27 protein-coding genes and 1 pseudogene are annotated in these 25,139 nt (G+C 72.8%); 11 read left to right on the forward strand and 17 right to left on the reverse strand.

Annotated features, from left to right (window positions below; all coding sequences use genetic code 11):
• Positions 1 to 35 precede the first annotated feature (35 nt).
• The 5 genes and pseudogenes from GA0070621_RS25790 to GA0070621_RS25810 all read left to right on the forward strand — a co-directional run bounded on the left by GA0070621_RS25790 (position 36) and on the right by GA0070621_RS25810 (position 7,228).
• A complete protein-coding gene (locus GA0070621_RS25790; protein WP_091202855.1) occupies positions 36 to 863 on the forward strand; it encodes an ABC transporter permease in 828 nt (275 codons plus the stop codon).
• 138 nt (positions 864 to 1,001) lie between these two features.
• Positions 1,002 to 1,607: pseudogene (locus GA0070621_RS25795) on the forward strand (ABC transporter ATP-binding protein); the annotation flags it as partial.
• Complete coding sequence (locus tag GA0070621_RS25800) at positions 1,604 to 3,568, forward strand: DUF5941 domain-containing protein (protein ID WP_091200598.1); 1,965 nt, start codon at positions 1,604 to 1,606, stop codon at positions 3,566 to 3,568. The pseudogene GA0070621_RS25795 and the gene GA0070621_RS25800, both read left to right, overlap by 4 nt.
• A gap of 16 nt (positions 3,569 to 3,584) precedes the next feature.
• A complete protein-coding gene (locus GA0070621_RS25805) occupies positions 3,585 to 5,774 on the forward strand; it encodes a bifunctional glycosyltransferase/CDP-glycerol:glycerophosphate glycerophosphotransferase (protein WP_091200600.1) in 2,190 nt (729 codons plus the stop codon).
• Between the two features lie 146 nt (positions 5,775 to 5,920).
• Positions 5,921 to 7,228: an ABC transporter ATP-binding protein gene (locus GA0070621_RS25810; RefSeq protein WP_091200602.1), complete on the forward strand. Its 1,308-nt coding sequence runs from the start codon at positions 5,921 to 5,923 to the stop codon at positions 7,226 to 7,228.
• Between the two features lie 33 nt (positions 7,229 to 7,261).
• Here GA0070621_RS25810 and GA0070621_RS25815 read toward each other — a convergent pair whose 3' ends face one another.
• From GA0070621_RS25815 to GA0070621_RS25825, 3 genes are read right to left on the reverse strand one after another with little or no spacing between them, the layout of a single operon-like run.
• A complete protein-coding gene (locus GA0070621_RS25815; protein ID WP_091202856.1) occupies positions 7,262 to 7,717 on the reverse strand; it encodes a hypothetical protein in 456 nt (151 codons plus the stop codon).
• Positions 7,718 to 7,756: 39 nt separating this feature from the next.
• On the reverse strand, positions 7,757 to 8,095 hold the full coding sequence (locus GA0070621_RS25820) for a hypothetical protein (RefSeq protein ID WP_091200604.1): 339 nt from the start codon (positions 8,093 to 8,095) through the stop codon (positions 7,757 to 7,759).
• Entirely contained in the window at positions 8,092 to 8,304 is a 213-nt protein-coding gene (locus tag GA0070621_RS25825; protein ID WP_091202858.1) for a hypothetical protein, read from the reverse strand. The genes GA0070621_RS25820 and GA0070621_RS25825 overlap by 4 nt, the downstream gene beginning before the upstream one ends.
• Positions 8,305 to 8,520: 216 nt before the next feature.
• Here GA0070621_RS25825 and GA0070621_RS25830 point away from each other — a divergent pair, with 216 nt between their 5' ends.
• Positions 8,521 to 9,321, forward strand: a complete 801-nt coding sequence (locus tag GA0070621_RS25830; protein WP_091202860.1) for a helix-turn-helix domain-containing protein — start codon at positions 8,521 to 8,523, stop codon at positions 9,319 to 9,321.
• Positions 9,312 to 9,500, forward strand: a complete 189-nt coding sequence (locus tag GA0070621_RS25835) for a DUF397 domain-containing protein (protein WP_091200606.1) — start codon at positions 9,312 to 9,314, stop codon at positions 9,498 to 9,500. Before GA0070621_RS25830 ends, GA0070621_RS25835 begins: the two co-directional genes overlap by 10 nt.
• 41 nt (positions 9,501 to 9,541) lie before the next feature.
• On the opposite strand, the gene GA0070621_RS25840 is transcribed toward GA0070621_RS25835, so the two are convergent.
• Positions 9,542 to 10,705 carry a Fic family protein gene (locus tag GA0070621_RS25840; RefSeq protein WP_091200608.1) on the reverse strand — a complete coding sequence of 388 codons (1,164 nt, stop codon included), beginning with the start codon at positions 10,703 to 10,705 and terminating at the stop codon, positions 9,542 to 9,544.
• 168 nt (positions 10,706 to 10,873) lie between these two features.
• Here GA0070621_RS25840 and GA0070621_RS25845 point away from each other — a divergent pair, with 168 nt between their 5' ends.
• The 3 genes from GA0070621_RS25845 to GA0070621_RS25855 are packed head-to-tail and all read left to right on the forward strand — an operon-like array spanning position 10,874 to position 14,507.
• Entirely contained in the window at positions 10,874 to 11,341 is a 468-nt protein-coding gene (locus GA0070621_RS25845; protein ID WP_091200610.1) for a DUF4442 domain-containing protein, read from the forward strand.
• A 47-nt stretch (positions 11,342 to 11,388) separates the two neighbouring features.
• A complete protein-coding gene (locus GA0070621_RS25850) occupies positions 11,389 to 12,138 on the forward strand; it encodes an HAD family hydrolase (protein ID WP_091200612.1) in 750 nt (249 codons plus the stop codon).
• Positions 12,135 to 14,507, forward strand: coding sequence for a glycoside hydrolase family 65 protein (locus GA0070621_RS25855; protein WP_091200615.1), 2,373 nt, complete (start codon positions 12,135 to 12,137; stop codon positions 14,505 to 14,507). Before GA0070621_RS25850 ends, GA0070621_RS25855 begins: the two co-directional genes overlap by 4 nt.
• A gap of 48 nt (positions 14,508 to 14,555) precedes the next feature.
• On the opposite strand, the gene GA0070621_RS25860 is transcribed toward GA0070621_RS25855, so the two are convergent.
• From GA0070621_RS25860 to GA0070621_RS25870, 3 genes are all read right to left on the reverse strand, one after another.
• On the reverse strand, positions 14,556 to 14,735 hold the full coding sequence (locus GA0070621_RS25860) for a hypothetical protein (protein ID WP_091200617.1): 180 nt from the start codon (positions 14,733 to 14,735) through the stop codon (positions 14,556 to 14,558).
• 89 nt (positions 14,736 to 14,824) lie between these two features.
• On the reverse strand, positions 14,825 to 15,172 hold the full coding sequence (trxA, locus tag GA0070621_RS25865) for a thioredoxin (protein ID WP_091200619.1): 348 nt from the start codon (positions 15,170 to 15,172) through the stop codon (positions 14,825 to 14,827).
• Entirely contained in the window at positions 15,142 to 15,534 is a 393-nt protein-coding gene (locus tag GA0070621_RS25870; protein WP_091200621.1) for a MerR family transcriptional regulator, read from the reverse strand. The genes trxA and GA0070621_RS25870 overlap by 31 nt, the downstream gene beginning before the upstream one ends.
• A gap of 114 nt (positions 15,535 to 15,648) precedes the next feature.
• On the opposite strand from GA0070621_RS25870, the gene GA0070621_RS25875 reads away from it, so the two are divergent.
• Positions 15,649 to 16,308, forward strand: a complete 660-nt coding sequence (locus GA0070621_RS25875; protein WP_091200624.1) for a dienelactone hydrolase family protein — start codon at positions 15,649 to 15,651, stop codon at positions 16,306 to 16,308.
• A gap of 5 nt (positions 16,309 to 16,313) precedes the next feature.
• Here the strand turns inward: GA0070621_RS25875 and GA0070621_RS25880 are convergent, their stop codons facing one another.
• The 10 genes from GA0070621_RS25880 to GA0070621_RS25925 form a co-directional block, all read right to left on the reverse strand.
• Positions 16,314 to 16,976, reverse strand: coding sequence for an HAD family hydrolase (locus GA0070621_RS25880; protein WP_091202861.1), 663 nt, complete (start codon positions 16,974 to 16,976; stop codon positions 16,314 to 16,316).
• A 67-nt stretch (positions 16,977 to 17,043) separates the two neighbouring features.
• Positions 17,044 to 17,694 (reverse strand): C39 family peptidase, encoded by a 651-nt coding sequence (locus GA0070621_RS25885; RefSeq protein WP_091200626.1) that lies wholly within the window; start codon positions 17,692 to 17,694, stop codon positions 17,044 to 17,046.
• A 270-nt stretch (positions 17,695 to 17,964) separates the two neighbouring features.
• The gene (locus tag GA0070621_RS25890) at positions 17,965 to 18,306 is read right to left on the reverse strand and encodes a YkvA family protein (RefSeq protein WP_091200628.1); all 342 of its coding nucleotides are present in this window, start codon (positions 18,304 to 18,306) and stop codon (positions 17,965 to 17,967) included.
• A 39-nt stretch (positions 18,307 to 18,345) separates the two neighbouring features.
• On the reverse strand, positions 18,346 to 19,164 hold the full coding sequence (locus GA0070621_RS25895) for a hypothetical protein (RefSeq protein ID WP_091202863.1): 819 nt from the start codon (positions 19,162 to 19,164) through the stop codon (positions 18,346 to 18,348).
• 158 nt (positions 19,165 to 19,322) lie between these two features.
• Entirely contained in the window at positions 19,323 to 19,721 is a 399-nt protein-coding gene (locus GA0070621_RS25900) for a hypothetical protein (protein ID WP_091200630.1), read from the reverse strand.
• Between the two features lie 145 nt (positions 19,722 to 19,866).
• Positions 19,867 to 22,185, reverse strand: a complete 2,319-nt coding sequence (locus tag GA0070621_RS25905; RefSeq protein ID WP_167667383.1) for an FtsX-like permease family protein — start codon at positions 22,183 to 22,185, stop codon at positions 19,867 to 19,869.
• On the reverse strand, positions 22,182 to 22,865 hold the full coding sequence (locus GA0070621_RS25910) for an ABC transporter ATP-binding protein (RefSeq protein WP_091200632.1): 684 nt from the start codon (positions 22,863 to 22,865) through the stop codon (positions 22,182 to 22,184). The genes GA0070621_RS25905 and GA0070621_RS25910 overlap by 4 nt, the downstream gene beginning before the upstream one ends.
• Positions 22,862 to 23,386: a PadR family transcriptional regulator gene (locus GA0070621_RS25915; RefSeq protein ID WP_091200634.1), complete on the reverse strand. Its 525-nt coding sequence runs from the start codon at positions 23,384 to 23,386 to the stop codon at positions 22,862 to 22,864. The genes GA0070621_RS25910 and GA0070621_RS25915 overlap by 4 nt, the downstream gene beginning before the upstream one ends.
• A 111-nt stretch (positions 23,387 to 23,497) precedes the next feature.
• Positions 23,498 to 24,757: a WXG100 family type VII secretion target gene (locus tag GA0070621_RS25920; RefSeq protein WP_091200636.1), complete on the reverse strand. Its 1,260-nt coding sequence runs from the start codon at positions 24,755 to 24,757 to the stop codon at positions 23,498 to 23,500.
• Entirely contained in the window at positions 24,750 to 25,124 is a 375-nt protein-coding gene (locus tag GA0070621_RS25925) for a hypothetical protein (RefSeq protein WP_091200638.1), read from the reverse strand. Before GA0070621_RS25925 ends, GA0070621_RS25920 begins: the two co-directional genes overlap by 8 nt.
• Between the last annotated feature and the right edge of the window lie 15 nt (positions 25,125 to 25,139).

Raw genomic sequence — 25,139 nt, forward strand, 5'->3', positions numbered from 1 at the left:
TGTCGATGGTGGGCGGCGCGGGGGAGGATGGGACGGTGACGACAGGCGTCGCCGCGCTCTGGTCGGCCCGCAACTCGCTGCGAATCCTGGTCAAGCGGGACCTCGCGGTGAAGTACCAGCAGTCCGTGCTGGGCTACCTCTGGTCGCTCATCGAGCCGCTCGGCATGGGCCTGATCTACTGGTTCGTCTTCGGGGTGCTCTACTCCGGCGCCACCCGCCGGCACCTGGGCGACGCCGCCGGGTCGTACCCGCTGTTCCTGATCACCGGGATCTTCGCCTGGATGTGGACGAGTTCCGCGCTCAACGAGGCGACGAACGCGCTGACCGGGCAGGCCCGGCTGATCACCACGATGAACCTGCCCCGGCAGGTCTTCCCGATCGGCCGGGTCACCGGTCGCTTCGCCGAGTACGCCGCCGGCCTGCCCATCCTGGCCGGCATCGCGGCGATCTACGCGGCGCACGGGAAGATCCATGTCGGCTGGACCCTGCTCGCCCTGCCGCTGGCCGTGTCGGTGCAGTTCGTCCTGCTGGCGGGGTTCGCGTTGCTGCTCTCGGCCCTCAACGTGCTGATGCGCGACATCGAGCGCTTCATGCGGCTGATCATCCGGGTGCTGTTCTACGCCACCCCGATCATCTATCCGCTCGGCCTGGTCCGGGACTCCCGCATGCCGGCCTGGGTCAAGTTCGGCTACGAGCTGAACCCGCTGGTCGGCATCTTCCAGCTGCACCACTCGATCTGGTATCCGGACGAGTTTCCCGACGCCCGGCTGCTCACCGTCACCGTGCTGGGCAGCCTGCTGGTGCTGGCGGTCGGCTGGTGGTCGTTCCGCCGGCTGGAACCGGCCGTGCTCAAGGAACTGTGAATGACGGCGATCATCGAGGCGGAAGGGCTCGGCATCCGGTTCGTCCGCAACCGGCGCCGCCAGCTCCGGCTGCGCGAGTTGCTGATCCACCGGGGCGGCCGGAACAGCACCGCCGGCCAGTTCTGGCCGCTGCGGGACGTGTCCTTCCGGATCGAGCCGGGCGAGACGGTCGGGGTGATCGGGCGCAACGGCACCGGCAAGAGCACCCTGCTGCGGCTGATCGCCGGGGTGCTGATCCCCGACGAGGGCCGGATCCGGGTACGCGGGGCGGTGGCTCCGCTGCTGGAACTCTCCGCCGGTTTCTCCAACGACCTGACCGGTCGGGAGAACCTGTACCTGGTGGGCGGGCTGCACGGGCTGTCGACGGCGTACCTGCGGCGGCACTTCGACGAGATCGTCTCGTTCGCCGGGGAGCAGGTCGAACGCTCCATCGACACCTCGGTCCGGCACTACTCCTCCGGTATGAAGGTGCGGCTCGGCTTCGCGGTGATCGCCCACCTGCCGCATCCCATTCTGTTGGTGGACGAGGTGACCGCCGTCGGGGACGCGGAGTTCCGCGCGAAGTGCTATGCGACCATCGAGCGACTTCTCGCGGAAGGGCGCACCCTCGTGCTGGTGTCACACAACGAAAAGGACCTCACCCGGTTCTGCCGTCGAGGGCTCTACCTCGACGCCGGACGGCTGACGGTGGACGGGACGATCGACGAGGCGCTGCACGCGTACGCCAGCGCAGCGCAGCGGTGACGCTCGCGATCGTGCTCGCCGCCGAACCGGCCGCGAGCCTGACCACCCGTGTCGGGGAGCGACTGGTCGACCGGCTCGTCGGGCAGTGGCGGCGGGCCGGGGCGAGCGACGTGCGGGTGGCCGCCGACCTGACCGAGCTGGCCGCCCTGGTGGCCGGCGCCACCGGCCCGGTGCTGGTCAGCGGGGCCGACCTGGTGGCGCACACGGCCGTACTCCGGCACCTGGCGACCAGCCCGGTGGGGCCGACGGTGGCCCTGGTGCTCACCGACCCGCCCGCGCCGGGGCAGGCGTCGGTCCGTGAGGAGCGTGGCCAGGTGGTGGCGGTCGGCGACCCGGCGGACGCGACCGGGGTCTTCGGCGGCGCGCTGCGGGTCGGCGCGGCCGACCTGCCGGCCCTCGCCGCCGCGGCCGAGGCGGCGGCCGTCGGTCGGGCCCCGGCGGGCGCGGTGGACCGGCTCTTCGCCGAACTCACGGCGTGCGGCGCGCTGACCTTCGCGCACCGGGTACGCCTGTTCGTGGCGCACCGGGTCGGCACATCCGCCGAGGCGGCCGTGGCCGAGGCGGCCGTGGCCGCGGTCGACGAGGACCGGGCCGAGCTGCGGCTGTCGGTGAAGGAGCGGGACGACTTCTTCACCACGTTCTTCGTCAGCACCTGGTCCCCGTACGTGACGAAGGCCGCCGCCCGGCTCCGGCTCAGCCCGACGGCGGTGACCATGATCTCGGTGGCCTTCGCGGTCGCCGCCGCGCTGCTGTTCGGGGCCGGCGGGCGGCCCGCGCTGGTCGCCGGGGCGATCCTGCTCTACCTGGGCTTCGTGCTCGACTGCGTGGACGGGCAACTGGCCCGCTACACCCGGCACTTCAGCGCGTGGGGCGGCTGGCTGGACACCATGGCCGACCGGGCCAAGGAATACCTGGTCTACGCCGGCCTCGGCTACGGCGCCACGCACGCCGGCTTCCGCTACGGCTGGGCCCTCGCCATCGCCGCGATGACGTTGCAGACCGTGCGGCACATGACCGACACCTGGTACGGCGCGCTGCACGACGAGGCGGCCCGACGGCCCCGCCCGGCGACCGGGGAGACCGGGGAGACCGGGGGCATCGGCGGCAGGCTGAACGCCGCCTCGACGAAGGTGCAGGCGGACACCGGCTCGGTGTCGTACTGGCTGAAGCGGACGGTGGTCTTTCCGATCGGCGAGCGCTGGGCGCTGATCGCGCTGGCTGCCGCGCTCTTCGGCCCGCTGGTGGCGCTCTGCGCGGTGCTGGTCTGGGGGGTGCTGGCGTTCGCGTACACGGGCGCGTTGCGGACCCTGCGGTCCCGCTGGATGCGGGTGCCGGTGATGGAGACCGTCGACGCCACGTTGCACCGCGACGACGGGCCGTGGGCCCGGGCGGTGCCGGCCGTCCGCCGGCCCGGCCCGCTGGCGCTCGCGGTACTCGGCGCGCTCGTCGCGGCGGCCCTGCTGGTCTGGGCGTTGTTCACCGTGCACGCCGGCGACCGGCTGCCCGGCTGGGCGGTGCTGCTGGCGTTGCTGGTGCTGCTGGTCGGCGCGCTCGGCACGCGGGCGCCGCACTGCGGGCCGGTGGCCTGGCTGGTGCCGGCCGCGCTGCGGGCCGGCGAGTATCTCTTCGCCATCGCGGTCGGGGTGGTCGGCGGGGCGCCGGCCTGGCTGATCTTCGGGTACGTCTTCGTGCTCACCCTGCACCACTACGACCTGACCGCGCGGCTGGAGAAGCGGCAGTCGGCCCCGCCGCTGCACGGCTGGACGCTGGGCTGGGACGGCCGTTCGGCGATCCTGGCCTTGGCCGCGATCATCGGGATAACGAGTATTGCGCTGGTTACACTCGGTGCGTACCTTCTCGTGGTTTTCGTCGCGAGCGTGGTCCTCGCCTGGGTGGTCCTGCCGGCCCGCGCCCGACGGGCACCGACCCCGGTGGGTGGGGGTGACCGCTCGCCGGGCTGACGGAGGGCCGGCCGGGATGACCCTGATCAGCTTCGTCGTACCGGCCTTCGAGGTGCAGGGCTACCTGCGGGAGTGTCTCGACTCGATCCTCGGCCAGCCGTACGCCGACCTGGAGGTGATCGGCGTCGACGACGCCTCCCCGGACGGCTGCGGCGAGGTGCTGGCCGAGTACGCGGACCGCGATTCCCGCGTCCGTCCGGTCCGGCTCACCGAGAACGTGGGGCTCGGTCCGGCCCGCAACGTCGGGCTGGACCGAGCCACCGGCGAGTACGTCTGGTTCGTCGACGCCGACGACTGGCTGGTCCCCGGCTGCCTGCCGCACGTGGCGAACCGGCTCACGGCCACCCGGCCGGACGTGCTGATCGTCGACCACGTCCGGGCGTACTGGAACAACGTGGGCACCCGCAGCGCGATGCCCGAGGTGTTCCCGGAGTCGCCCGGCGAGGAGACGTTCCGGCTGCGGGACCGGCCGCAGACCATGCGGCTGCTGCACACCGCCTGGAACAAGGTGGTCCGGCGGGAGTTCCTGATCGAGCGCGGGCCGCGCTTCGAACCCGGCTGGTACGAGGACGTCTCGTTCAGCTACCCGGTGCTGATGGCCGCCGAGCGGATCGGCGTGCTGGACCGGATCTGCCTGAACTACCGGCAACGCCGGACCGGGGCGATCACCCGTACCCGGGGGGACCGGCACTTCGAGGTGTTCGCCCAGTGGCACCGGGTGTTCCGGCTGATGGACCGGTGGGGCCCCGGGGTGGCCGCGCTCCGCCCCGGGATCTTCGAGCGGATGATCTGGCACTACCTGACCGTGCTCGGCAACGGCGAGCGGATCGCCCCCGAACTGCGGCCCGTCTTCTTCGCCCGGATGCACGACGACTACGTACGCTTCCTGCCGCCCGAGGGCTACCCGGTGCCACCCGGGCTGGACGGGGTGAAGCACCGGCTGGTGGCCGCCGGGCGCTGGCGGACGTTCAGCGCCCTCCGCGCCGCCCACCAGACCGAGGAGCAGGCCCGCCGCTCGGTCCGCCGGGTCCGGCGGCGGGTGCTGCCGGTGGCCCGGCGGGCCGTCCGGGGGACGCGGGACGCCGTGCTGGGCGAGTACTACCGGGCCGAGCTGCGCCGGCCGCTCGACCCGACCCTCGCCGTCTACGCCGCGTACTGGTATCGGGGGTACGCCTGCAACCCGGCCGCGATCTACGCCGCCGCCCGCCGGCTGGCCCCCCACGTACGCGGGGTGTGGATCGTCCGGCCGGACCGGGTCGCCAGCCTGCCGCCCGGCGTCGAGTACGTGGTGGCCGGCACCCGGGACTACTACCGGGTGCTGGCCCGGGCCCGCTGGCTGGTCAACAACGTCAACTTCCCGGACCACGTCCGCAAGCGCGCCGGTTCGGTGCACCTCCAGACCCATCACGGCACGCCCGTCAAGGTGATGGGGCTGGACCAGCAGCGGTATCCGCTCGGCGCGGTGGACATGGACTTCGCCCGGCTGCTGCGCCGGGTGGACCGGTGGGACTTCAGCGTCACCTCGAACAGCTTCTCGACGCAGATGTGGGAGCGGGCGTACCCGGCCGGGTTCACCGGGCTGGAGGTCGGCTATCCGCGCAACGACCGGCTGGCGCTGGCCACCCCGGAGCAGTGCCGCCAGGCCCGGGCGGAGCTGGGCGTCGGCCCCGACGAGACGGTCGTGTTGTACGCGCCGACGCACCGGGAGCACCTGCCCGGCTGGCGTCCGCCGTTCGACCCGGACCGGATGCGCGAGGTGCTCGGCCCGGCCGGACGGGTGCTGGTGCGCAGCCACTACTTCCACGACCGGGACCGGCACCCCGGCGGCCCGACGCGGGGCGGGGCGCTGGACGTGAGCGCCCACGAGCCGGTGGAGGACCTGTACCTCGCCGCCGACGTGCTGGTCACCGACTATTCCTCGGCCATGTTCGACTACGCCGTGCTGGACCGGCCGATCGTCGTGTACGCCCCGGACTGGGACGCGTACCGGGTGATCCGGGGTGTCTACCTCGACCTGATCGCGGAGCCGCCGGGCGCGGTGGCCCTCGACTTCCCCGCCCTGCTCGACGTGTTCCGTTCCGGCGCGCTCCGCGCGGAGCCGGCCGAGCGGGCCCGACAGCGGTTCCGTAGCCGGTTCTGCGCGCTCGACGACGGCCACGCCGCCGAGCGGGTGGTCCGCCGGGTCTTCCTCGACGAGCCGGCCTGAAACCCCGCCCGACGGGGGCGGGACTGTCGGGGCCGCCTTAATAGGGCTGTCACGAGCCGAACATGGCACGTTTACCCGATGTGCTAATTCGATGATGTTGGTCACAGTCATCACCGGGTCTCGGCCGCGAGCATGGGGAGGAGACGGTGACCACCGTCGCGCTCAAGGATGTCACCAAGGTGTTCCAGGACGGGACAGTCGCGGTCGACACCATCAATCTGGACGTCAACGACGGCGAGTTCATGGTGCTGCTCGGCCCCTCCGGCTGCGGCAAGTCCACGGTGCTGCGCATGGTCGCCGGGCTGGAGGATCCGAGCACCGGCGCGGTCATGCTCGACGGCGAGGTCGCCAACGACCTGCCGCCGCGGGAGCGGCGGATCGCCATGGTCTTCCAGGATTTCGCCCTCTATCCGCACATGACCGTGGGCGACAACATCGGGTTCCCGCTGCGGTTGGCCGGGGTCGAGCCGGGCCCGCGCGGGGAACGGATCCACGACGTGGCCGGCGCTCTCGGCATCGGCGACGTGCTCGGCCGCAAGCCCAGCCAGCTCTCCGGCGGCCAGCGGCAGCGGGTGGCGATGGGTCGGGCGATCGTACGCCGCCCCGGGCTGTTCCTGATGGACGAGCCGCTCTCCAATCTGGACAGCGGTCTCCGCGCCGAGCTGCGCGCCGAGATCTCCGGACTGACCCGGGAACTGGGCGTCACCACCATCTACGTCACGCACGACCAGGCCGAGGCGCTGACCATGGCCGACCGGGTCGCCATCATGCGCAAGGGTGTGCTCCAGGACGTCGGCACGCCCACCCAGGTGTACGGCCGGCCGGCCACCCTCTACGTCGCCGCGTTCCTCGGCAGCCCCCGAATGAACCTGCTGGAGGCGTCGGTCTACGTCCACCTCGACCGGTACGTGGCGCTCAACCTCGGCGAGCAGGCGCTCTACCTGCCCTGGGACGACATCCGCAGCCGGGCCGTGGCGCACTACCACGGCGAGCGGATCGTGGTCGGGATGCGGGCCGAGGCGCTCACCCCGGTCGCCCCGGACGCCCCCGGTCACGTGCTCCAGGGGCGGATCCGCTACCTGGAGCACCACGGCCACGAGTCGCTGGCCTTCCTCGACATCGGCGCCACCGCGATCGTCGTGGACGAGATGGGCAGCTCGGTGGAGAACGCGGCGCCCGGCCAGCGGGGGCTGCGCCGCTTCGGTCAGGTCGTGCAGCGGTTCGCCGGCCGGTCGGTGGAGTCCCCGGCCGCCCCCGCGCCGGTCGGCGGCGGTAACCGGACCAGCGTCCTTCCCGACCCCGGCCGGCACCACCGCCGCCCGGCGGAGCTGGCCGTCCGGCTCGCGCCGTACCCGGCGGTGTCGGCGGGGCACCCGCTGGCCGTCCAGGTACGCATGGACGCGCTGCACTTCTTCGACGAGCGCGGCGACCGGATCGACGTCGGCTGGCGCTGACGCCGGCGGGCGTGCTCGATCACCGGAGCCGGGTCACGCCCTGGGCGGGGGCCCGACCACCATCGGCCAGTCGTCCTCGGAGGCAAGTAGCTCGTCCAGCGGAACGTCCGGGCCCGCGGTGAGAACGGCGGTCGCCTCGGCCAGGCATGCGGACAGCGCCGGGTCGGCCGCCGTCTCGCCGCGCAGGACCACCACGGCCTGCGGGTCGACGGCCGACCGCCCTGGGAAGCTCGCCGGGTCCACGCCGACCTGCCGTAACACGGCCAGGTAGACGGCGATGTCGACCGTCAGCCGACCGCCGGCGAGGGAGCGCTCTGCCCAACCGTCGGTCTGCACCAGGTAAAACACCCCGTCGCCCTCGTAGCAGCACCCGCCGAGCCGGGCCACGGCACGCTCCCCGGGCGTGCCGTCGGGATCGACGACGAGGACGGCCACGGGCATGTGGGGGTCGTCGGGATTGACGCCGGGGCGGACATACAGCCGAGCCATGGGCGACATGGTAGGGGTGGCCGCTGACGGCCGGCGTAGCTATGGCGACAGGTCCGGCGGGCGGCGGCGGTACGGCCCCCAGGCGACGAAGCGGGTGAACAGGTCGGCCGGGGCCGGGCCGTCGTCCGGGTGTAGCTGGTATAGGTCCCGGGCCGCCGCGTAGAGCATCCCGCAGAGGTAGATCGACAGGCCGATCTGATTCTCGGCGTACTCCGCCTTGAGCAGCAGGCGGGCCTGAGGGCAGGGCCAGGGTTGACCGCAGGCGCGGCAGCACCACATGGGGCGCAGCGGGGTGTGCGGCGTGGCGTGCGCCGGGTACGCCCGGGGCCGGTCCGGTGCCGGGCCGTCGCCGGGCTGCGGGAGCTGGTGGCTGATCACGGCCGGTCGTCCGAGGTGGTCTGCCGGTGCCATCGACCACCGTTCGCCCGCCACTGCTGGGCCGGGGTCAGGTTGCCGACCCGCCCGGGGCTCATGGTGGGCAGCGGGCGGGTCGGTTGACGCATCCACTCCGGCAGATTCTCGCCCCGTTCTCGGCGGGGCAGGGCCGGGATCGCCGCGCCCCGGCACCGCAACCAGCGCAGACGCATGTACGCCTCCTTCGCATCGGTGAGGGGGCCCGCCCGCATCGGGGGAAGGAGGGGCGGGCCCCGGGCAGGAACCACCCCGTCCTTTCTGGATGGGAGCGGCTCCGCTGCGTGACAGTCTGGTGACCCCGGCACTACTGTCGGAAGGCGTTTTGCCCCCACCGAGCCGGCCGTACGAGCGGCCCGCCCCCGTGTCCAGAGGTGTGCAGAGGTGTGCAGATGAAACGGTTGCCCATGCTGGAGTTGTTCGCCGGGGAGTTGCGCCGCCTGCGCGTCGGCGCGGGAATGTCGCAGGAGGCCCTCGCCGAGCGCATCAACTACTCCGCCTCGCTGGTGGCGTCGGTCGAGCAGTGCCGCCGCCCGCCCCGGGAGGAGTTCACCCTGCGGTGCGACGACGCGCTCCAGGCCGGTGGTCTGCTGGTCCGCATCCGGGAGACCATCATCAAGGAAAGCCTGATGCCGTGGTTCCGCGAGTGGGTGACGATCGAGCAGGAGGCGACGGCGCTGCGCAGCTTCCAGCCGCTGGTGGTGCCCGGCCTGCTCCAGACCGAGGACTACGCCCGGGCACTGCACGAGGGCGCGAGCCAGCTCGTCGGCGACGAGATGGAGCAGCAGGTTGCCGCGCGGCTGGCCCGACAGGCCGTGCTCACCCGGCCCGCGCCGCCGCAGTTCGTGGCGGTGCTCGACTACACCGTGCTGGAACGCCCCGTCGGTGGCCCGAAGGTGATGCAGGAGCAGTTGCGCCACATTATCGAGGTGGGCCGCCGCCCTCGCGTCCACTTGCACCTGGTGCCGCGCGGCACGGGCGCCTACCCGGGCCTGAACGGAGCCTTCGTCATCGCCACGCCGCCCGAGGGCGGCGACATCGCATACCTCGAAAACCAGTTGCAGGGCTCGATCGTCGAGCGGAAGGTGGACGTACACTCCCTGCAACAGATTTGGGAGTCCGTGCGGGCGGAGGCGATGCCGCACGGGGCCACCCTGGCGGCGATCTCGGAGGCGGCAGAGGCATGGACCTGACCGGCGCGGTCTGGCGCAAGAGCACCCGGAGCAGCGGCAACTCGGGCGACTGTGTAGAGGTTGCCGACAATCTGCCGGGCGTGGTCGGCGTGCGGGACAGCAAGGACCGGCAGGGTCCGGTGCTCACCTTTTCCCCGGCGGGCTGGGCGGCGTTCGTGGAGTTCGCCAAGCGGCGCTGACCGAGATCCCGTTACTCCGGTCGGTGAGCCGGCCGGCGCAATCACTTTGACAGGGCGGCTGCTTCGGTGGCTAGAACAACCGGCATTTCCGGATAAGGATCCGTGATAGGCGCACGCTGTTCGCGGATCCGTTGCCGGACCTCGGCCAAGGCAGGGCCGGCGACGTAGTGTCGGCCCCGCCTCTCTCCTCGTGCCTCTAGCAGGCCCTGGTCAGCAAGGCGGGTCAGATCGCGGGTGGCGGTGCGCTCCTCGACGTTGGTGAGCTTGATGTAGAGGGGGCGGCGGACACGGTATCCCAGGACTGCCTCGTAGAGCAGTCCGGTGACACGCTCCGGGAGTTTCCCTGCGCTCACCACGGCGTCCAGTTCCCTCCAGATCGCCGAGGCCTCCTGAAACCGCCGGGCGACGGTTTGCGCCTGCATGTGATGAGCACGCAGATTGAATGCCACCCACAGAGCCGCCGACCCTCCGGGACTCCAGCGTCCCTTACCAGTGATTGCCAGGACCCGGTAGTAGTCCTCTGTGTTGCTTCCCAACCATTCCTCGATGCTGGAAAAGGCCGGCTCGACGATCGCCTCTCGAGACAGCACCAGCGTCTGGAGCGCGCGGGCCATACGCCCGTTGCCATCGCGAAACGGATGGATCATCACCAGGTTCAGATGGGCCAGCGCGGCCTTGACAAGCGGGTTCGTGGTGTCGTCGGAACGTAGGTGCGCGGTCAGTTCCTCCATCAACTGGGGCACGTGATCGGCGTCCGCACCCTCGTACACACGTCGGTCGGTCCGCTCGTCGTGCACATAGATCGGGCCCTTGCGGTACTGCCCCGGGCTCTTTGCCAGGTCGTGCGACAGCATCATGTAGTGCATGCTTCGGATGACCGATGTGTCGAAGCGGAAGTGGGGGTCGTCGGCGCTCTGCAGAACGTAGCCCAGGGCCTGCCGATAGCCACGAATCTCGGCAAAGGTTCGATCGTCGGCGCTCAGGGGCTCCGCGTCCTCCAGCGCGGCAGCGGCGTCGTCCTCGGCAACGACATATCCCTCAATGCTGTTGGAGCCGAGAATCGCCTTGGCCAGCAAGGTTCTACGCAGCCCGCCGGTCCAGCGACGCGGGGTGCGGATGACATCGGCCAAGCTGCGCCGCATGTCGTGGACCTCCGCCAGCACGGACCGGTCGCGGTCGGTCAGATCGGCCGTAGCGTAGATCATCGCTTCGTGTCCTTATGTCTCTTTGAATGAGACAACCCTACGCCGGTTCGATGCTTGTCGCAAATAAAGAGACAAAGAGACGGGAGGGCGGCCGGCCGCGTCGGCTGCCATGCCGTTCGGGTCCGCCGGTGCCTTGCCTGTGTGGTTACCGGCGAGTAGCGTGCGGGCATGTCCGTCGACTCTCGCCAGGTGGCGGCCGGTCTGCTGGAGGCTGTGCCGTTCGCCCGTACGCTCGGTATCGAATTCGTCGAGGTCGCGCCCGAGGCCGAGGGCGGGGTACGCGCGGTCGTCCGCCTCCCCGACGCCCCGGAACAACGTAACCACGTCGGCGGCCCGCACGCCGGGGCCATGTTCACCCTCGGGGAGACCGCCTCCGGCGCGGTGGTGCTCGCCGCGTTCGGGCAGGTGCTCGACCGGGCGGTGCCGCTGGCCGTGACCGCCACGATCGCGTACCAGAAGGTGGCCCTCGGGCCGGTGCTGGCCACCGCCCGACTGGGGTGCACCCCGGCGGAGGTGCTCGCCGAGCTGGACGCCGGGCAGCGCCCGGAGTTCCCGGTCGAGGTGGAGATCGGCACCGAGGACGGCACCGTCACCTCGGCGATGACGGTGACCTGGACGCTCCGCCCGAATCGCTGACGCCCGAATCGGGTTTGTCCGGCCGGTCCGCTGGATAGGGTCGTAACGTGCTGGGTCTACCCGCTCACGTGACCGCCTGTCTCTTCGATCTGGACGGTGTGCTGACGCAGACCGCCAAGGTGCACAACGCCGCCTGGACGGAGACGTTCGACGCGTTCCTGAAGAACCGTGCCGAGGCCACCGGCGAGCCGTTCCACCCGTTCGACCCCGGCCCGGACTACAACCGGTACGTGGACGGAAAACCGCGCGCCGACGGAGTGCGCTCCTTCCTGGCCTCCCGTGGGATCAGCCTGCCCGAGGGCACGCCGGACGACCCGCCGGAGGCGGACACGGTCAACGGGGTGGGCAACCGCAAGAACGTGGTCCTGCTCGAGCGGCTCCGCGACGACGGGGTCGAGGTCTACCAGGGTTCGGTGCGTTACCTGGAGGCGACGGCCCGCGCCGGGCTGCGCCGGGCGGTCGTCTCGGCCAGCGCCAACGCGCAGGCCGTGGTCGAGGCGGCCGGGCTGGACCGGCTGCTGGAGGCCCGGGTGGACGGGCTGGTCGCCCACGAGCGGGGGCTGCGCGGCAAGCCGTACCCGGACACCTTCCTCGCCGGCGCGCAACTGCTCGGGGTGGTGCCGGCGCAGGCCGCCGTCTTCGAGGACGCCCTCTCCGGGGTGGCCGCCGGGCGGGCCGGCGATTTCGGGTACGTGGTGGGCGTCGACCGGGTCGGCCAGGCCGACGACCTGCGCGCACACGGCGCCGACGTGGTGGTGACCGACCTGGCCGACCTGCTGACGGAGCCGGCCCGATGATCCGGGAACGGGCGTATCCGGTCGAGCCCTGGCACGTCCGCGAGACCCGGCTCGACATGGACGTGCTGGCCCAGTCCGAGTCGGTGTTCGCCCTCTCCAACGGCCACGTCGGGCTGCGCGGCAACCTGGACGAGGGGGAGCCGCACGGCCTGCCCGGCACCTACCTCAACTCCTTCTACGAGCTGCGGCCTCTGCCGTACGCGGAGGCCGGCTTCGGCTTCCCCGAGTCCGGCCAGACCATCGTCAACGTCACCAACGGCAAGCTGATCCGGCTGCTCGTCGACGACGAACCGCTCGACGTCCGGTACGGCGAACTCCTCTCCCACGAGCGGATCCTCGACCTGCGGGCCGGCACCCTGCACCGGGAGCTGCACTGGCGCTCGCCGGCCGGGCGGGAGGTCAAGGTCCGCAGCACCCGGCTGGTGTCGTTCACCCAGCGCACGGTCGCCTTGATCAACTACGAGGTCGAGCCGGTCGACGGGCCGCTGCGGCTGATCCTCCAGTCCGAGCTGGTGGCCAACGAGACCCTGCCGCCGCAGAGCCGCGACCCGCGGGTGGCCGCCGTGCTGGAGTCGCCGTTGCAGGCCGAGGAGGAGCTGACCACCGCCGACGGTGGGCTGCTGATCCACCGGACCAAGGTGAGCGGGCTGCGGGTCGCCACCGCGATGGCGCACGAGGTGCACGGCCCGGAGCGCACCACGATCTCCTCCGAGGGGTACGAGGACTGGGTCCGTACCACGATCGGCGGCGTGCTCAAGCCCGGCCAGACGCTGCGGGTGGTCAAGTACCTCACGTACGGCTGGTCCAGCCGGCGGTCGCTGCCGGCGCTGCGCGACCAGGTCGGCGCGGCCCTCGCCGCGGCCCGCCTGGACGGCTGGGACGGCCTGCGCCGGTCGCAGCGGGAGTACCTGGACGAGTTCTGGGACGCCTCCGACGTGCGGGTGGAGGGCGACCCGGAGGTGCAGCAGGCCGTCCGCTTCGGGCTGTTCCACGTGCTCCAGGCCGGTGCCCGCGCCGAACGCCGGCCGATCCCCGCCAAGGGCCTCACCGGCCCGGGGTACGACGGGCACGCGTTCTGGGACACCGAGATGTTCGTGCTGCCCGTGCTCACCTACACCCAGCCGAACGCGGTACGCGACGCGCTGTACTGGCGTCACTCGACCCTGCCGCAGGCGCACGACCGGGCCCGGACCCTGAACCTGCGGGGCGCCGCCTTCCCGTGGCGGACCATCGAGGGCCCGGAGTCGTCGGCGTACTGGCCGGCGGGCACCGCCGCGTTCCACATCGCCGCCGGCATCGCCGACGCGCTGCGGCGGTACCTGCTCGCCACCGAGGACGAGACGCTGGAGCGGGAGATCGGCCTGGAGCTGCTGGTGGAGACCGCCCGGCTCTGGCGCTGTCTGGGCCACCACGACCGGGACGGGCAGTTCCACATCGACGGGGTGACCGGCCCGGACGAGTACACGGCGGTCAAGAACGACAACATCTACACCAACCTGATGGCCCAGCGGAACCTGCTGACCGCCGCCGAGTGCGCGATGCGCCTCCGGGACCAGGCGCTCGACCTCGGGGTGACCGATGAGGAAGCGGCCGCCTGGCGCGACGCCGCGCGCTCGATGCACATCCCGTACGACGAGGACCTCGGCGTGCACCAGCAGGTGGAGGGGTTCACCCGGTTGCAGGAATGGGACTTCGCGCACACCCCGCCCGAGAAGTACCCGCTGCTGCTGCACTACCCGTACTTCGATCTCTATCGCAAGCAGGTCGTCAAGCAGGCGGACCTGGTGCTGGCCATGCACTGGCGGGGCGACGCGTTCAGCGGCCCGGAGAAGATGCGCAACTTCCTCTACTACGAGCGGCGGACCGTCCGGGACTCCTCGCTCTCCGCCTGCACCCAGGCGGTGATGGCGGCCGAGGTGGGCCACCCCGAGCTGGCGCACCGCTATCTGCGCGAGGCCGCGCTGATGGACCTGCACGACCTGAACGAGAACACCCGTGACGGCGTACACATGGCCTCGCTGGCGGGTGCCTGGATCGCCCTGGTCGCCGGCTTCGGCGGCCTGCGCGACCACGAAGGCATCCTGTCCTTCTCGCCACGGCTCTCCAGCCGGCTGAGCCGCCTGGAGTTCTCGCTCCAGTGGCGTGCCATGCGGCTGCGGGTCGACGTCCGGCCGCACCAGACGACGTACTCGTTGCGACACGGCGGGCCGGACACCGTGCTGGAGCTGCGGCACCACGGCGAGCCGATCCGGGTCACCTGCGAGCAGCCGGTCACCGTGCCGGTGCCGCCGGCCGACCCGTCCGGCCCGTCGCCGGAGCAACCGCCGGGGCGGGCGCCGCTGCTGCACCTGCCCGAGGACGTCGGCTGAGCCGGCCCGGCCCTGGTCGATCCAGGGCCGGGCCGGCCGGGTCGGACGTCAGAACTGGCGGCCGTTGGACGGTCGCCCCTCGGCGTCGCGGGGCGCCATCGCCCGCGGGTCGTCGGCGGTACGCGCCTGCGCCGCTTCGTCCGCCCAGTCCCGGGAGCGCTTGGCGTCCTGTTCGCGGCGTTCCCGGTCGGCGTTCTGTTGCCGGGACCTGTTCTGCTGCTGGGCCATGACGATCCTCGCGATCCGTCCGGGGCGCGGCTGCGCCGGTCCGTGGGTCACCCCGCGCCTTCCCGATCGGCCTGGCGGCAAACGGCGGCTCAGGCGTCGAGGTGCCGGGCGAAGCTCAACCGGAGGTGATTCTTGGGCCGCGAACCGACGATCGAGCCGACCACCTGGCCGCCCCGGAACACCAGCAGGGTCGGCAGGGACATCACCTGGTACGCCCGGGTGGTTTCCGGATTCTCGTCCGTGTTGAGGGTGACGAAGCGCAGCGCGTCGCCGAACTCCTCGGCCAGTTCCGCCAGGTGCCGCGACACCGCCCGGCAGGGCGGGCACCACTCCGCCCAGAAGTCGACCACCACCGGCCGGTCGCCGGCCAGCACGGTGGCGGCGAAGGCCGCGTCGGTGACCGCGGTCAGTCGGCTCCGGGTCGTGTCCTGAGGCATGTTTCCTCCCGTTGGGCGATCGCGCGGGCGAGTTGGTCTTGCAACTGTCGACGGACCGCGCCGAGCCGGTCGAGGTAGTCGTCCACCTCGGCGAGCTTGCGGCGCAGCACGGCGACCGAATCCGGGCAGACGTCGCCGGAGCTGTTGCCGGCGCGCAGACAGGCCACGAACGGGCGGATGTCGTCCAGGTCGAAACCCACCGCGAGCAGCGAACGGATTTCGTGGACGACGCGCAGCTCCGCCTCGTCGTAGCAGCGGTAGCCGTTGGCGGAGCGGCGTGGCCGCACCAGCCCCCGGGACTCGTAGTAGCGCAGCGTCCGGGTGCTCGTACCGGCCCGTTCCGCCAGCTCACCGATCCGCATCCGAACCTCCCTCGCCGGTCACGCTAAACCTTGCCGCCGACGTCAAGGCAACCCCGGCGCGGGAGAGGTGAGGTGGGGAGCGGTGGGGGTATGCGGGTGGTGGGAGGTGCGGGCATGGAGACGCGCGAGGTGAGGATTCCGGTGGTCGAGGGCGGTCTGGCCGCCGACGTGATCATGCCGTCGGGCGCGATCGGCGTGGTGCTCTTCGCGCACGGCAGTGGCAGCTCGCGGCACAGCCCGCGCAACGTGGCCGTCGCGCACCAGCTCAACGCCCGGTCGCTGGCGACCGTGCTGGTCGACCTGCTCACCCCCGACGAGGACGTGCTGGACGCGCGCACCGCCGAGCTGCGCTTCGACATCGGGATGCTCGCCGAGCGGCTGGCCGCCATCGTCGACTGGATGGGCGACGATCCGGCGTTGCGCCCGCTGCCGGTCGGCCTCTTCGGAGCCAGCACCGGCGCGGCGGCGTCCCTGGTCGCGGCGGCCAGCCGGCCGGACCGGGTGGCCGCGGTGGTCTCCCGTGGCGGTCGGCCCGACCTGGCCGGCAACGCCCTGACGGCGGTACGCGCCCCGACGTTGCTGCTGGTCGGTGGACTCGACGAGGAGGTGATCGTGCTCAACGAGCAGGCGCGGGCCGAACTGGGCGAGGTGGCCGAGCTGCGGATCGTCCCCGGCGCCACCCACCTCTTCGAGGAGCCCGGCACCCTCGACCAGGTGGCCGACCAGGCCGGCACCTGGTTCGCCACCCACCTGCGTACGCCGCACCCGGCCTGAGCCGGCTACTCCCCGCGCAGCAGGCTGGGCAGCTCGTCCAGGGTGGTGAGCGGCTGTCCGTCCCAGGCGGGATCGGTGTCGGAGTGCTGGATCGTCCGGATCACCGTCATGCCGGCCGCAGCCGCCCCGCCCAGCTCGCCGTCCGCGCCGTCGCCGACGAAGACACAGTCGGTGGGGTCGACGCCCAGCCGCTCGGCCGCCGTCCGGTAGATCGCCGCGTCGGGCTTGGCCAGCCCGACCGTGCAGGAGAAGACCGCCGCGTCGAAGCGGCGGGCCAGCGCGCTGGAGCGCCACGCCTCGGCGGTCTCGGCGGTGGCGTTGCTGATCAGGCCGAGCGGGCGGCCGTCGGCGCGTAGCGCGTCCAGCAGCGCGAGGGTCTCCGGCGCGACGCCGTCCAGCAGCCGGGCGGCCAGCTCCCGGCGGTGCGCCGCCGCGCGGGCCACCTGCTCCTCGGTCGGCGTGCCGCCGAGCCGCCGGGCGAGATTGCGTACGGTCTCCGCCACGTCCCAGCCCAGCATCCGATCCCGCCAGGTCGCGTGGTACGCGGCGACCAGCGCGGCCGGCTCCACCCCCACCATCAGCGCCATCTCGCCGACCACCCGGTCCCGTTCGGGGTTCGCTCCGTCGACGAGCGTGTGGAAGAGGTCGAAGATCACCGGCTGCGGCACGGCCACATGCTATCCATGGAAAAGGCCGGCCTCCCGCATAGGGGAGACCGGCCCTCGTGGCGCTCGGTCAGGAGCTGTAACCGCGGCTGGCGATCCAGTTGGCCAGGTCGGTCACGTTCATCCAGTACGTCGGCTCGCCCGGGCTGGCCGGGTCGGCGATCAGCACCGTCTTGCCGTCGTCCTTGTAGTCCACCGCCGTCAGGTAGTGACCCGTGTAGCTGTGGGCCACCCCGTCGACGTCCAGGGCGGTACCGATGATGTTGGCGACCACCGGGCGGCCCTGGTCGACCGCGGCCTTGACGTCGGTCCGGAGCTGCTCGACCTGGTCCTGGTTGGCCGCGTTGTCCCGGATCTCGGTGGTCTTGTACTTGCCGTCGGTGTACTCGTTGAGCACCCGGGTGATGTCGAAGGCCGAGTCGGTGCCGTTCACCGTGGTACCCAGCTTCTGGGCCAGCTCGTCCTGGCTGACCTGCTTGCCCTCGGCCGACAGGGCGATCCGGGTCGAGGCCGGGCCGCAGTAGTAGTAGTTCGGCTGGGCCTGGTACTGGTAGCCGGTGCGGCGGTCGCTCTTGCCGCTGCCCTTGTCCGGGGAGGCCGAGGTGACCGGTTTGGCGGTCGCCGGAGCGGCGTGCGCGGCCACGGCGGGACCGGCGACCACGCCACCGGACATGACGAGACCGGCGACGGAGAGCATGCTCCTACGGAAGATCTGGTTCATTTCGAAGCTCCATTCGGGGGTTGACGTCCGGGGACGCGGCACCGGGAGTGGCGCTCGGGTTCCGCAACGACAGCCGTGGGCCGGGCCATTCCGCCCGTCGGCCGTCGTGCTCGTCGTACGAGAAGTGGAACGACCAGGTGGTGGCCGGGATTTCCGCCGGTGGCATGGCCCCGGTCACCCCCGGAAGCGGTCATTCATAACGAACGCCGTGAAGGGTGCGAGTGCCCCCGAAAAGTGGGTCGGTCGGGCCGTGGCCCGGGCCAGTCGTGATCAGGACACGGGACGGCGCGGGTGGACCGGCCCCGGCGGGACGGGCGCGTGACCGGGCGGCCCGAGCTGCGTCGCGCGCCGCCGGGCGGCCAGCCGGCCCAGGTAGAACAGGGCACCGGCCAGCACACCCATGTCGTCCAGGTAGATCGGGTCGGGCAGCAGGTCCACCGGGAGGATCGCGTAGATCAGCGCGCCGTAGAACGCCACCTTGCCGCCGACGCCGAGCGTGCCGAGCAGCCGGCGGGTCCGTACCACCCGGACGGCGAGCAGCACCGCGCCGACCAGCGTCGCCAGCGCGAAGAGACCGGCGAGCACGACCAGAACCCAGGCCTCACGGGACACAGCGTCACGCTAACCGAACCGGGCCAGTTCCGCCCGGTGTCAGTACGCCGGCACCGCCGCCCGACCCCGGGCCGCCGGCGTGATCTCGCGGGTGATCTCGGCGTGACCGGCCGGCAGCTCCCGGGTGGCCTCCGGCCCGACGAGATCCACGATGGACAGCTCCGACTGCGTCTCGGGCTCGGGACGGGTCGCCGCGTACGCCTCGTCGCGCAGGCTCCGCGCGGCGACGGCGGCCAGCTCGGCGGCCTGCCAGGCGGCCTGCTCCCGCTCCCGGGCGGCCTGCTGCCGGCCGTGCAGGTTGTCCCGTACCAGCCGGCGCAGCAGCAGTTCCTGCTCCACCGGGTGCCGGCGAGGGTCCCAGCCCCGGTGCCCGAGGATGTCGCTGAGCTGCCGCACGGTGATCTCCTTGCGCCACTGCGCGTCCAGCGCGGCCCGGTGCAGCCAGCGCTCCCGGTCCGCGTACTCGGCGGGCGTCCGGGCGGTACGCGGCAGGGGCAGCGCGGCGGCGGCGGCCAGTCGACGGACGTCCTCCTCGGCCGCCTCGTACGCCCGCCACGCCTCCTCGACCTCCTCCTGGGCGGCCAACCACTCGGCCCGCCGCCGCTCGGCGGTGGCTGTCGCGCGGGTCGCCGCCACCTCGATCTCCTGCGCGTACCGGGCCCGCTCGCGGGTCTCCTCGGCCAGCTCCAGGCTGCTCGGCCTGGCCGCCTCGCTGATCCGGTCGCCGAACAGCGGCCGGAACCGGCCCGGTCGGACGACCATGGCGGCGACGACGATCGCCGCCACGGCGAGCAGGGCCAGCCAGATCCCGGCGGCCTGGGGAACGTCGGGCAGGACGGTGGAGAAGACGGTCTGCATCACCAGCACCTCATGGTGGAACGGTCGGAACTCGCGGTCTGGGCCCGCTGGGCGGGCGGCGGATCGCCGTGGGCGCGCCGGGCGCGAAGGCACCGCATGGGCCGTACCCGATGGGACGGCGAGGAACGCACCGGAGGCCGCGCGGGCGGCCGACGTGCTCAGGCGCGCGGCGGGCCGCGACGGGCGATCGACGCCCGGCCGGGATCGGCGGCCGGCACGACGACGGCGGTCGCGGCCGGTGCCGCGACGTCGTGGTCGACGTGCCGCGGCGGTACGCCCGGCACCGGCGACACGGACGCCGGGCGCGGCTGCCCAGCCGTGACCTCGGCAGCCGGCGTGGCCAGCCGGACCTCGGCGGCCGACGGGTCGCTCACCGCGTTCGCGGGCCGGACGATCGACGCGGCGGAAGCGGAGGCGGGCGCGGCGGAGGCCGGCGCGGCGGCCAGCCCGTTGAACCCGACGACGAGCACCAGGGCGGTCACCGCCACCCGGGTCAGCTCCCGCAGGGTGCGCAGCGTCGCCGCCCAGAGGGACGGGGCGAACGCTACGGGCAGCACCAGTCCAACGTATCCGGCGGGGCCGAGTTGTGCAGCTCGACAAGAGCGCGGGCGACGTGACCCGCCCCACCCTCCGCCATGGACGGACGGCGTTCGCGCGAGGCGGCCCACCCGGTGCCCCGAGCCACCGGGTGGGCCGTCGGAGTCACTCGAACCGCAACCCGTCCGGACGGGTCAGCCGCCAGAGCACCGGCAGGCTCGCCAGGGTCACCAGCAACACCACCCCGGCACCGAGCCCGACGCCGAGCCCCACCACCGGCCAGCTCACCACCACCGGTGCGCCCACCATCTTGAGCAGGGCCGCCCCCATCGCCACCCCCATGCCGGTGGCGAGCACCAGCCCGGCCAGCACCGGCACCCCGGTCTGGCCCAGCACCGACCAGCCGAGCGTGCTCCGGGGCGTACCGACGGCGACCAGCGCGGCGAGCAGCCGGCGGCGCTCCCGGAGCTGCTCCAGGACGCCGACCAGCATGCTCACCCCGATCAGCAGCAGGGTGACCACCGCACCGGCGAGCAGACCGCGCCGGACGTTGGCGAACTGCGAGCTCTCCCGCACCTCGATCAGCGCGTTCACCGAGGCGAACAGGTCCATCCCGGCGACCTCGGCGCGGACCCGTTCCGCCGCGTCCCGGTCCTCGGGATCCAGGCTGAGCAGCGCGGCGGCCGAGACCTGGGCGCGCGGCAGGGCCGGCATCGCCTTCGGGGTGACCAACACGGCGGTGTGCCGCGCCCCCATCGGGTCGTCGCGTACCGGCACGGTCCGGGCGTTCGCCGGAACCCGCCAGGTCGCGGCGCCGTCGCCGAGGCTCAGCCGGGCGCCGGGACCGATGCCGGCGATGGGGTCGTCCGGCCAGATCAGGAAGACGTCACCGTCGGCGCAGGACCCGAGGTCGCCGTATTCGGCAAGCGTCGCGCAGTCACCGATCAGCACCTCGGCGACGCGGACCTCCGACTCGTCTACGCCAAGAGGGATTGCCGTCAGAAACTGGGTGCCGACGCTGCGCGTCACCCCCGGGATGGCCGCGACCTGCGCCAGGGCCTTTTCGGGCTCGGGCAGGTGGTACAGCCGGACGGCGACCTGGGCCCGGCTCGGGTCCTGGCCGGTGGTCTGCCGGAACTGGTCCTGCACGCCGGCCACCAGCATCTGCAACCCGATGGTGCCGGCCACGGCGACGGCCACCCCGCTGACCAGCCGGGCCGAGGCGGCGCTGTCGAGCTGGAGCCGCCGCACCGCGAGCTGCCAGGGCGGCGGGCCGCCGTGCAGCCGGCGTACCAGTACGTCGACCAGCCAGGGCAGGAGGGCGACCGTGCCGACGAGCAGCAGCACCGTGCCAGCCGTGACCTGGGCCTGGACCGTGTCGGAGCGGGCGGCCCGGACGTCGACGAGCGGCTGGAGCAGCGCGAGCCCGGCCGCGGGCAGCAGCAACCGCCACCAGAGGCGGCGCCGGACCGGGGTGGCCCGGCGGCTGACCCCCAGCGGCGTGACGAGCACACCGCGCAGGGCCAGCAGCGCCACCCCGGCGGCGAGCAGCGGCACCCCCAGCGCCACCAGCGCCACCAGCCACGGCGCCGGGCGCAGGTCGCCCGGAAACACGCTGATGTCGTAGAGCGAGACCAGCGGCGCCAGTTGGCGACCGGCCAGGAAGATCAGCGCGCCGGCGGCGAGCCCGAACAGGGCGGCCGTGCCCGCCTCCGCGGCGGCGATCCGGCGGACCATGCCGGCGTCGGCCCCGAGCAGCCGGAGCGCGGCGAGGCGGCGGTCGCGCTGCTCACCGCCGAAGCGGACGGCCGCCCCGAGGAAGACCATGATCGGCAGCAGCAGCACCACGAAGACCACCACGACGAGCAGCCACAGCACCGGACTGAGTTGCTCGCCCGGGCCGGTGCCGCCGAAGTGGTTCAGGCGCATCCCGCGCTCGGGCGGAATGGCGTCGCGGCCGAGGTAGAAGGCCAGCTCGTGGGGGCCGGACAGGCCCTCGGGAGCGATCGTGCCGGTGACCCGGGCCCCGCCCAGGCGGGGTGCGAACAGCGGACCGTCCGGCGAGTCGAGCAGCGCGCGCAGCGCCGGTGAGACGACCGCCTCGCCGTCGCGGGGGAAAGCGGCGAGCCCGGGTGGCACCGGCGCGTCCGGGCCCTCCGCGTGCACGATCCGCCCCCGCACGAAGCGCCCCCGGAAGTCGGTGTCGACCGGGACGACCAGGAACGTGTTCGCCGCCGCCGACAGATCCGGCTGGTCGACCCAGTCGGACCGGGCCGCGGTCCGGTTGGCGCGGGCGTCGATCGCGCCGGGCGCCGCCGCGGCGAGCAACAGCATCGCGACGCCGACGCCCACGCCGAGCGCGGTCAGCAGGGTCCGCGTCCAGCCCTCCCGCCCGCCGGTGAGGGCCATCCGGGCGCCCATCAGCAGGTCGCCCAGCCCGGCCCACAGCGGGCCGCCGGGGCGTCGGAACTCCGGTGTGGTCACGCCACCTGCTCCAGGCTGCGGGCCCGGCCGTCGCGGACCACCACCTCCCGGTCGGAGTACGCCGCCACCCGTGGCTCGTGGGTCACCAGCAGGACGGCCGCCCCGGACTCCCGGGCCGCGTCGGCGAGCAGGCGCATCACCCGCTCGCCGTTGAGCGAGTCCAGGGCGCCGGTGGGCTCGTCGGCGAACACGACCCGCGGGCCGGTGACCAGTGCGCGGGCCACCGCGACCCGCTGCCCCTGGCCGCCGGAGACCTCGCCCGGGCGCTTGCCGGCGACGTCGGTCACCTCCAGCCGGTCCAGCCACTCGGTGGCCCGCCGTTCCGCCTCGCGGCGGCGTACGCGTTCCAGCCGCAGCGGCAGCGCGACGTTCTCCAGGCAGGTCAGCTCCGGTACGAGCTGCCCGAACTGGAAGACGAAGCCGAACTCCCGGCGGCGCAGCGCGCTGCGGGCCGGATCGGAGAGGGCGGTCAGCTCGATGCCCCGGTAGTGCACCAGTCCCTGGTCCGGGCGCACGATGCCGGCCAGGCAGTGCAGCAGCGTGGACTTGCCCGAGCCGGACGGGCCCATCAGCGCCACCACCTCGCCGGCGCGTACGGACACCGACGCGCCGGCGAGGGCCTGGGTCGGGCCGAAGGACTTGTGCAGGTCCGTTCCGGTCAGCAGGACGTCGCCGGTCATCCGTGGACCTCCTTCGCCAGTTCGTCGAGGCGGGCGGTGGTCAGTTCCAGCCAGCGCAGGTCCGCCTCCAGGTGGAAGAGCGCGTGGTCACAGATGAGCTGGTCGGCCAGGTCGCCGTGGGCCTTGCGTCGGGTCAGCTCGCGCATCAGCCGCAGGTGCTCGGCCCGCTGGGTGTCCAGCAGGTCGGCGGCGGGTCGGCCGGTGAGCAGCGCGAGCACCACCTTGGTGTAGAGCACGCTCTGCAGGTAGGGCTCGGGCTTCTCGGGCTGGGACAGCCAGCGTTGGACGTCGGTCACGCCCGCCTCGGTGATCGCGTACCGCTTGCGCTCGGGGCCCTCGCCGGCCTCGACCGAGTCCACCTCGACCAGGCCGTTGCGGAGCAGCCGGGACAGGGTGGAGTAGACCTGGCCGAAGTGCAGCGGCCGGCTGTGCCCGAAGCGCTCGTCGTACGCCCGCTTGAGGTCGTATCCGTGTCGGGGACTGGATTCCAGCAGCCCGAGGAAGGTGTGCCCGATAGACATGGCGTGACTATACACAGCAGGTATACCTAGTGTGTATACCCCCGTGCGGGAACGCGGACGGCGCGACGACCCCTCCGGTGAGGGCTCGCCGCGCCGTCCGTCAGCGTGCGATCAGTCGGTGCCGAGCACCGGCGGCGGCGCCGGCCGGCCGTCGCCCCAGACCATCTCGTCCTCGGTCAGCCAGGTGAGCCGATCCGCCGACTCGTCGTCGTCGTGCTGGCCGCGCCCGCCCAGCACACCGTTGCGCCCGGCCATCGCGGAACGCGCGTTCGTGCCGCGGCCGCCGTTGGACCGGCCCTCCGACTCCACCACCAGGCCCCGCCCGGAGGCGAGCCGCCCGGTGCCGGACGCCGACCGGTTCTCCAGGCCGGACACCCCGCCGGGCCGCCCGGCCGCCGCCGGGCCCGCGCCGGCCAGCGCGCCGGTGCCCACCACGCCCGGCGCCCCGTAGAGGCTCCCGCCGGCCGAGACGGTCGAGGGGGAGCCGCCCATGCCGGGACCGGTGAGACCGGTGACCCCCGGGCCGGTGGCGGTCACCGGGCCGGCACCGGCGAGCGCGGTGCCGGCGGGGTCGACCGTGCCGACGGAGCCGACGGAGCCGACGGAGCCGACGCTGCCCGGGTCACCCGAGCCGGGGCTGCCGGGAACGCCGCCACCCACCGTGCCGTTGCCCGGTGCCGTGTGGTGGACGCCGGACGTGGTCGCGGTGCCCCCCGGGGTGTGGGCGAACGTGCCGGAGGTCGGCCCGGACGAGGGGGTGCCCACCGACGGGCCGTGGCGCAGCGCCGGATCGCTCGGATCGGAGTGGCCCGGCAGGCGGTCGTCGGGCCGCTCCGGGACGACGACCCGCCCGTACGCGGAGAAGTCGTACCCCTCGGCCAGGTTGGCGACGACCTGCACCATCCGCTGGTGCGCCTTCTCCTGCTCGGCCTTGTCCTGCTCGTGGCCGACGAAGCCGCCGATCACGGCGCCCGGGATGCCGCCGACCAGGAAGCCCTTGCCGGCGCCGGAGAGCATCTTGTCGTTGTCGTCGGTCTCCTCCGGGCTCTCCGCGTTCGACTGGGCGGTGCGCAGCTCGGTGGCCATCATGTCGAGCGCCTGCCGGACGCCGGCCATGCCGTGGGCGAGATTGCCGGAGTAGTCGACGACCAGGTTCAACCGCTGGTGGAACTCCCGGGCGGCGTCGCCCGTCCAGGTCTTGCCCAGCGCGTCCAGATCGTCGGTCAGGTCCCGGCCGAGGCCCTCCAGGGTGTCCTTCAACGAACTCCACTGGGCGCCCAGCCCGTCGATCTGCTTCGGGTCGCCCGAGGTGACGCCGTGGTAGAGCTCCTTGTGGCTGACGGGTGCGTAGCGCTGGGTGTACTCAGACACGCGGATCAGCTCCCTTCGCCGGCTTCATCGCCTCGCTCACCCCGGAGAGCGCGGCGATGATGTCGCCCGCGGCGGCCGCGTTGCGCGCCTCGGCGGTCCGGTAGTTGGTCATGATCGTGTGGGTCGCCTTCTTGGCGGCCACGATCGCCCGGTGCAGCCGCTCGGCGTGGTCGACGTAGCTCGCGTACGTTTCCGAGTAGCGCCGGGCGTTGGCGGTCGCGTCGGTGAACGTGCCCAGCGCCGGGGGCCGGCACTGCATCTCGGTGTTGAGCTTCTTCAGCACCGCCTCGGCCTCGCTCAACCGCCGCTCAAGGCGCTGGTGAAAGTCCTCCAAGGACAGTACGTCAACTGTCGTGCGCCCGGTCATGACTGCATCCCCGTA

Origin of the sequence: Micromonospora narathiwatensis (assembly GCF_900089605.1) — a bacterium.
In the GTDB taxonomy this organism is placed as follows: domain Bacteria; phylum Actinomycetota; class Actinomycetes; order Mycobacteriales; family Micromonosporaceae; genus Micromonospora; species Micromonospora narathiwatensis.

What these genes read in the sequence shown, in the direction of transcription:
- GA0070621_RS25805 (WP_091200600.1), top strand. Translation starts at nt 3,585, where the DNA reads ATGACCCTGATCAGCTTCGTCGTACCGGCCTTCGAGGTGCAGGGCTAC.
- GA0070621_RS25815 (WP_091202856.1), bottom strand. Translation starts at nt 7,717, where the DNA reads ATGGCTCGGCTGTATGTCCGCCCCGGCGTCAATCCCGACGACCCCCAC.
- GA0070621_RS25825 (WP_091202858.1), bottom strand. Translation starts at nt 8,304, where the DNA reads ATGCGTCTGCGCTGGTTGCGGTGCCGGGGCGCGGCGATCCCGGCCCTG.
- GA0070621_RS25830 (WP_091202860.1), top strand. Translation starts at nt 8,521, where the DNA reads ATGAAACGGTTGCCCATGCTGGAGTTGTTCGCCGGGGAGTTGCGCCGC.
- GA0070621_RS25835 (WP_091200606.1), top strand. Translation starts at nt 9,312, where the DNA reads ATGGACCTGACCGGCGCGGTCTGGCGCAAGAGCACCCGGAGCAGCGGC.
- GA0070621_RS25840 (WP_091200608.1), bottom strand. Translation starts at nt 10,705, where the DNA reads ATGATCTACGCTACGGCCGATCTGACCGACCGCGACCGGTCCGTGCTG.
- GA0070621_RS25845 (WP_091200610.1), top strand. Translation starts at nt 10,874, where the DNA reads ATGTCCGTCGACTCTCGCCAGGTGGCGGCCGGTCTGCTGGAGGCTGTG.
- GA0070621_RS25855 (WP_091200615.1), top strand. Translation starts at nt 12,135, where the DNA reads ATGATCCGGGAACGGGCGTATCCGGTCGAGCCCTGGCACGTCCGCGAG.
- GA0070621_RS25860 (WP_091200617.1), bottom strand. Translation starts at nt 14,735, where the DNA reads ATGGCCCAGCAGCAGAACAGGTCCCGGCAACAGAACGCCGACCGGGAA.
- trxA (WP_091200619.1), bottom strand. Translation starts at nt 15,172, where the DNA reads ATGCCTCAGGACACGACCCGGAGCCGACTGACCGCGGTCACCGACGCG.
- GA0070621_RS25870 (WP_091200621.1), bottom strand. Translation starts at nt 15,534, where the DNA reads ATGCGGATCGGTGAGCTGGCGGAACGGGCCGGTACGAGCACCCGGACG.
- GA0070621_RS25875 (WP_091200624.1), top strand. Translation starts at nt 15,649, where the DNA reads ATGGAGACGCGCGAGGTGAGGATTCCGGTGGTCGAGGGCGGTCTGGCC.
- GA0070621_RS25885 (WP_091200626.1), bottom strand. Translation starts at nt 17,694, where the DNA reads ATGAACCAGATCTTCCGTAGGAGCATGCTCTCCGTCGCCGGTCTCGTC.
- GA0070621_RS25895 (WP_091202863.1), bottom strand. Translation starts at nt 19,164, where the DNA reads ATGCAGACCGTCTTCTCCACCGTCCTGCCCGACGTTCCCCAGGCCGCC.
- GA0070621_RS25910 (WP_091200632.1), bottom strand. Translation starts at nt 22,865, where the DNA reads ATGACCGGCGACGTCCTGCTGACCGGAACGGACCTGCACAAGTCCTTC.
- GA0070621_RS25915 (WP_091200634.1), bottom strand. Translation starts at nt 23,386, where the DNA reads ATGTCTATCGGGCACACCTTCCTCGGGCTGCTGGAATCCAGTCCCCGA.
- GA0070621_RS25925 (WP_091200638.1), bottom strand. Translation starts at nt 25,124, where the DNA reads ATGACCGGGCGCACGACAGTTGACGTACTGTCCTTGGAGGACTTTCAC.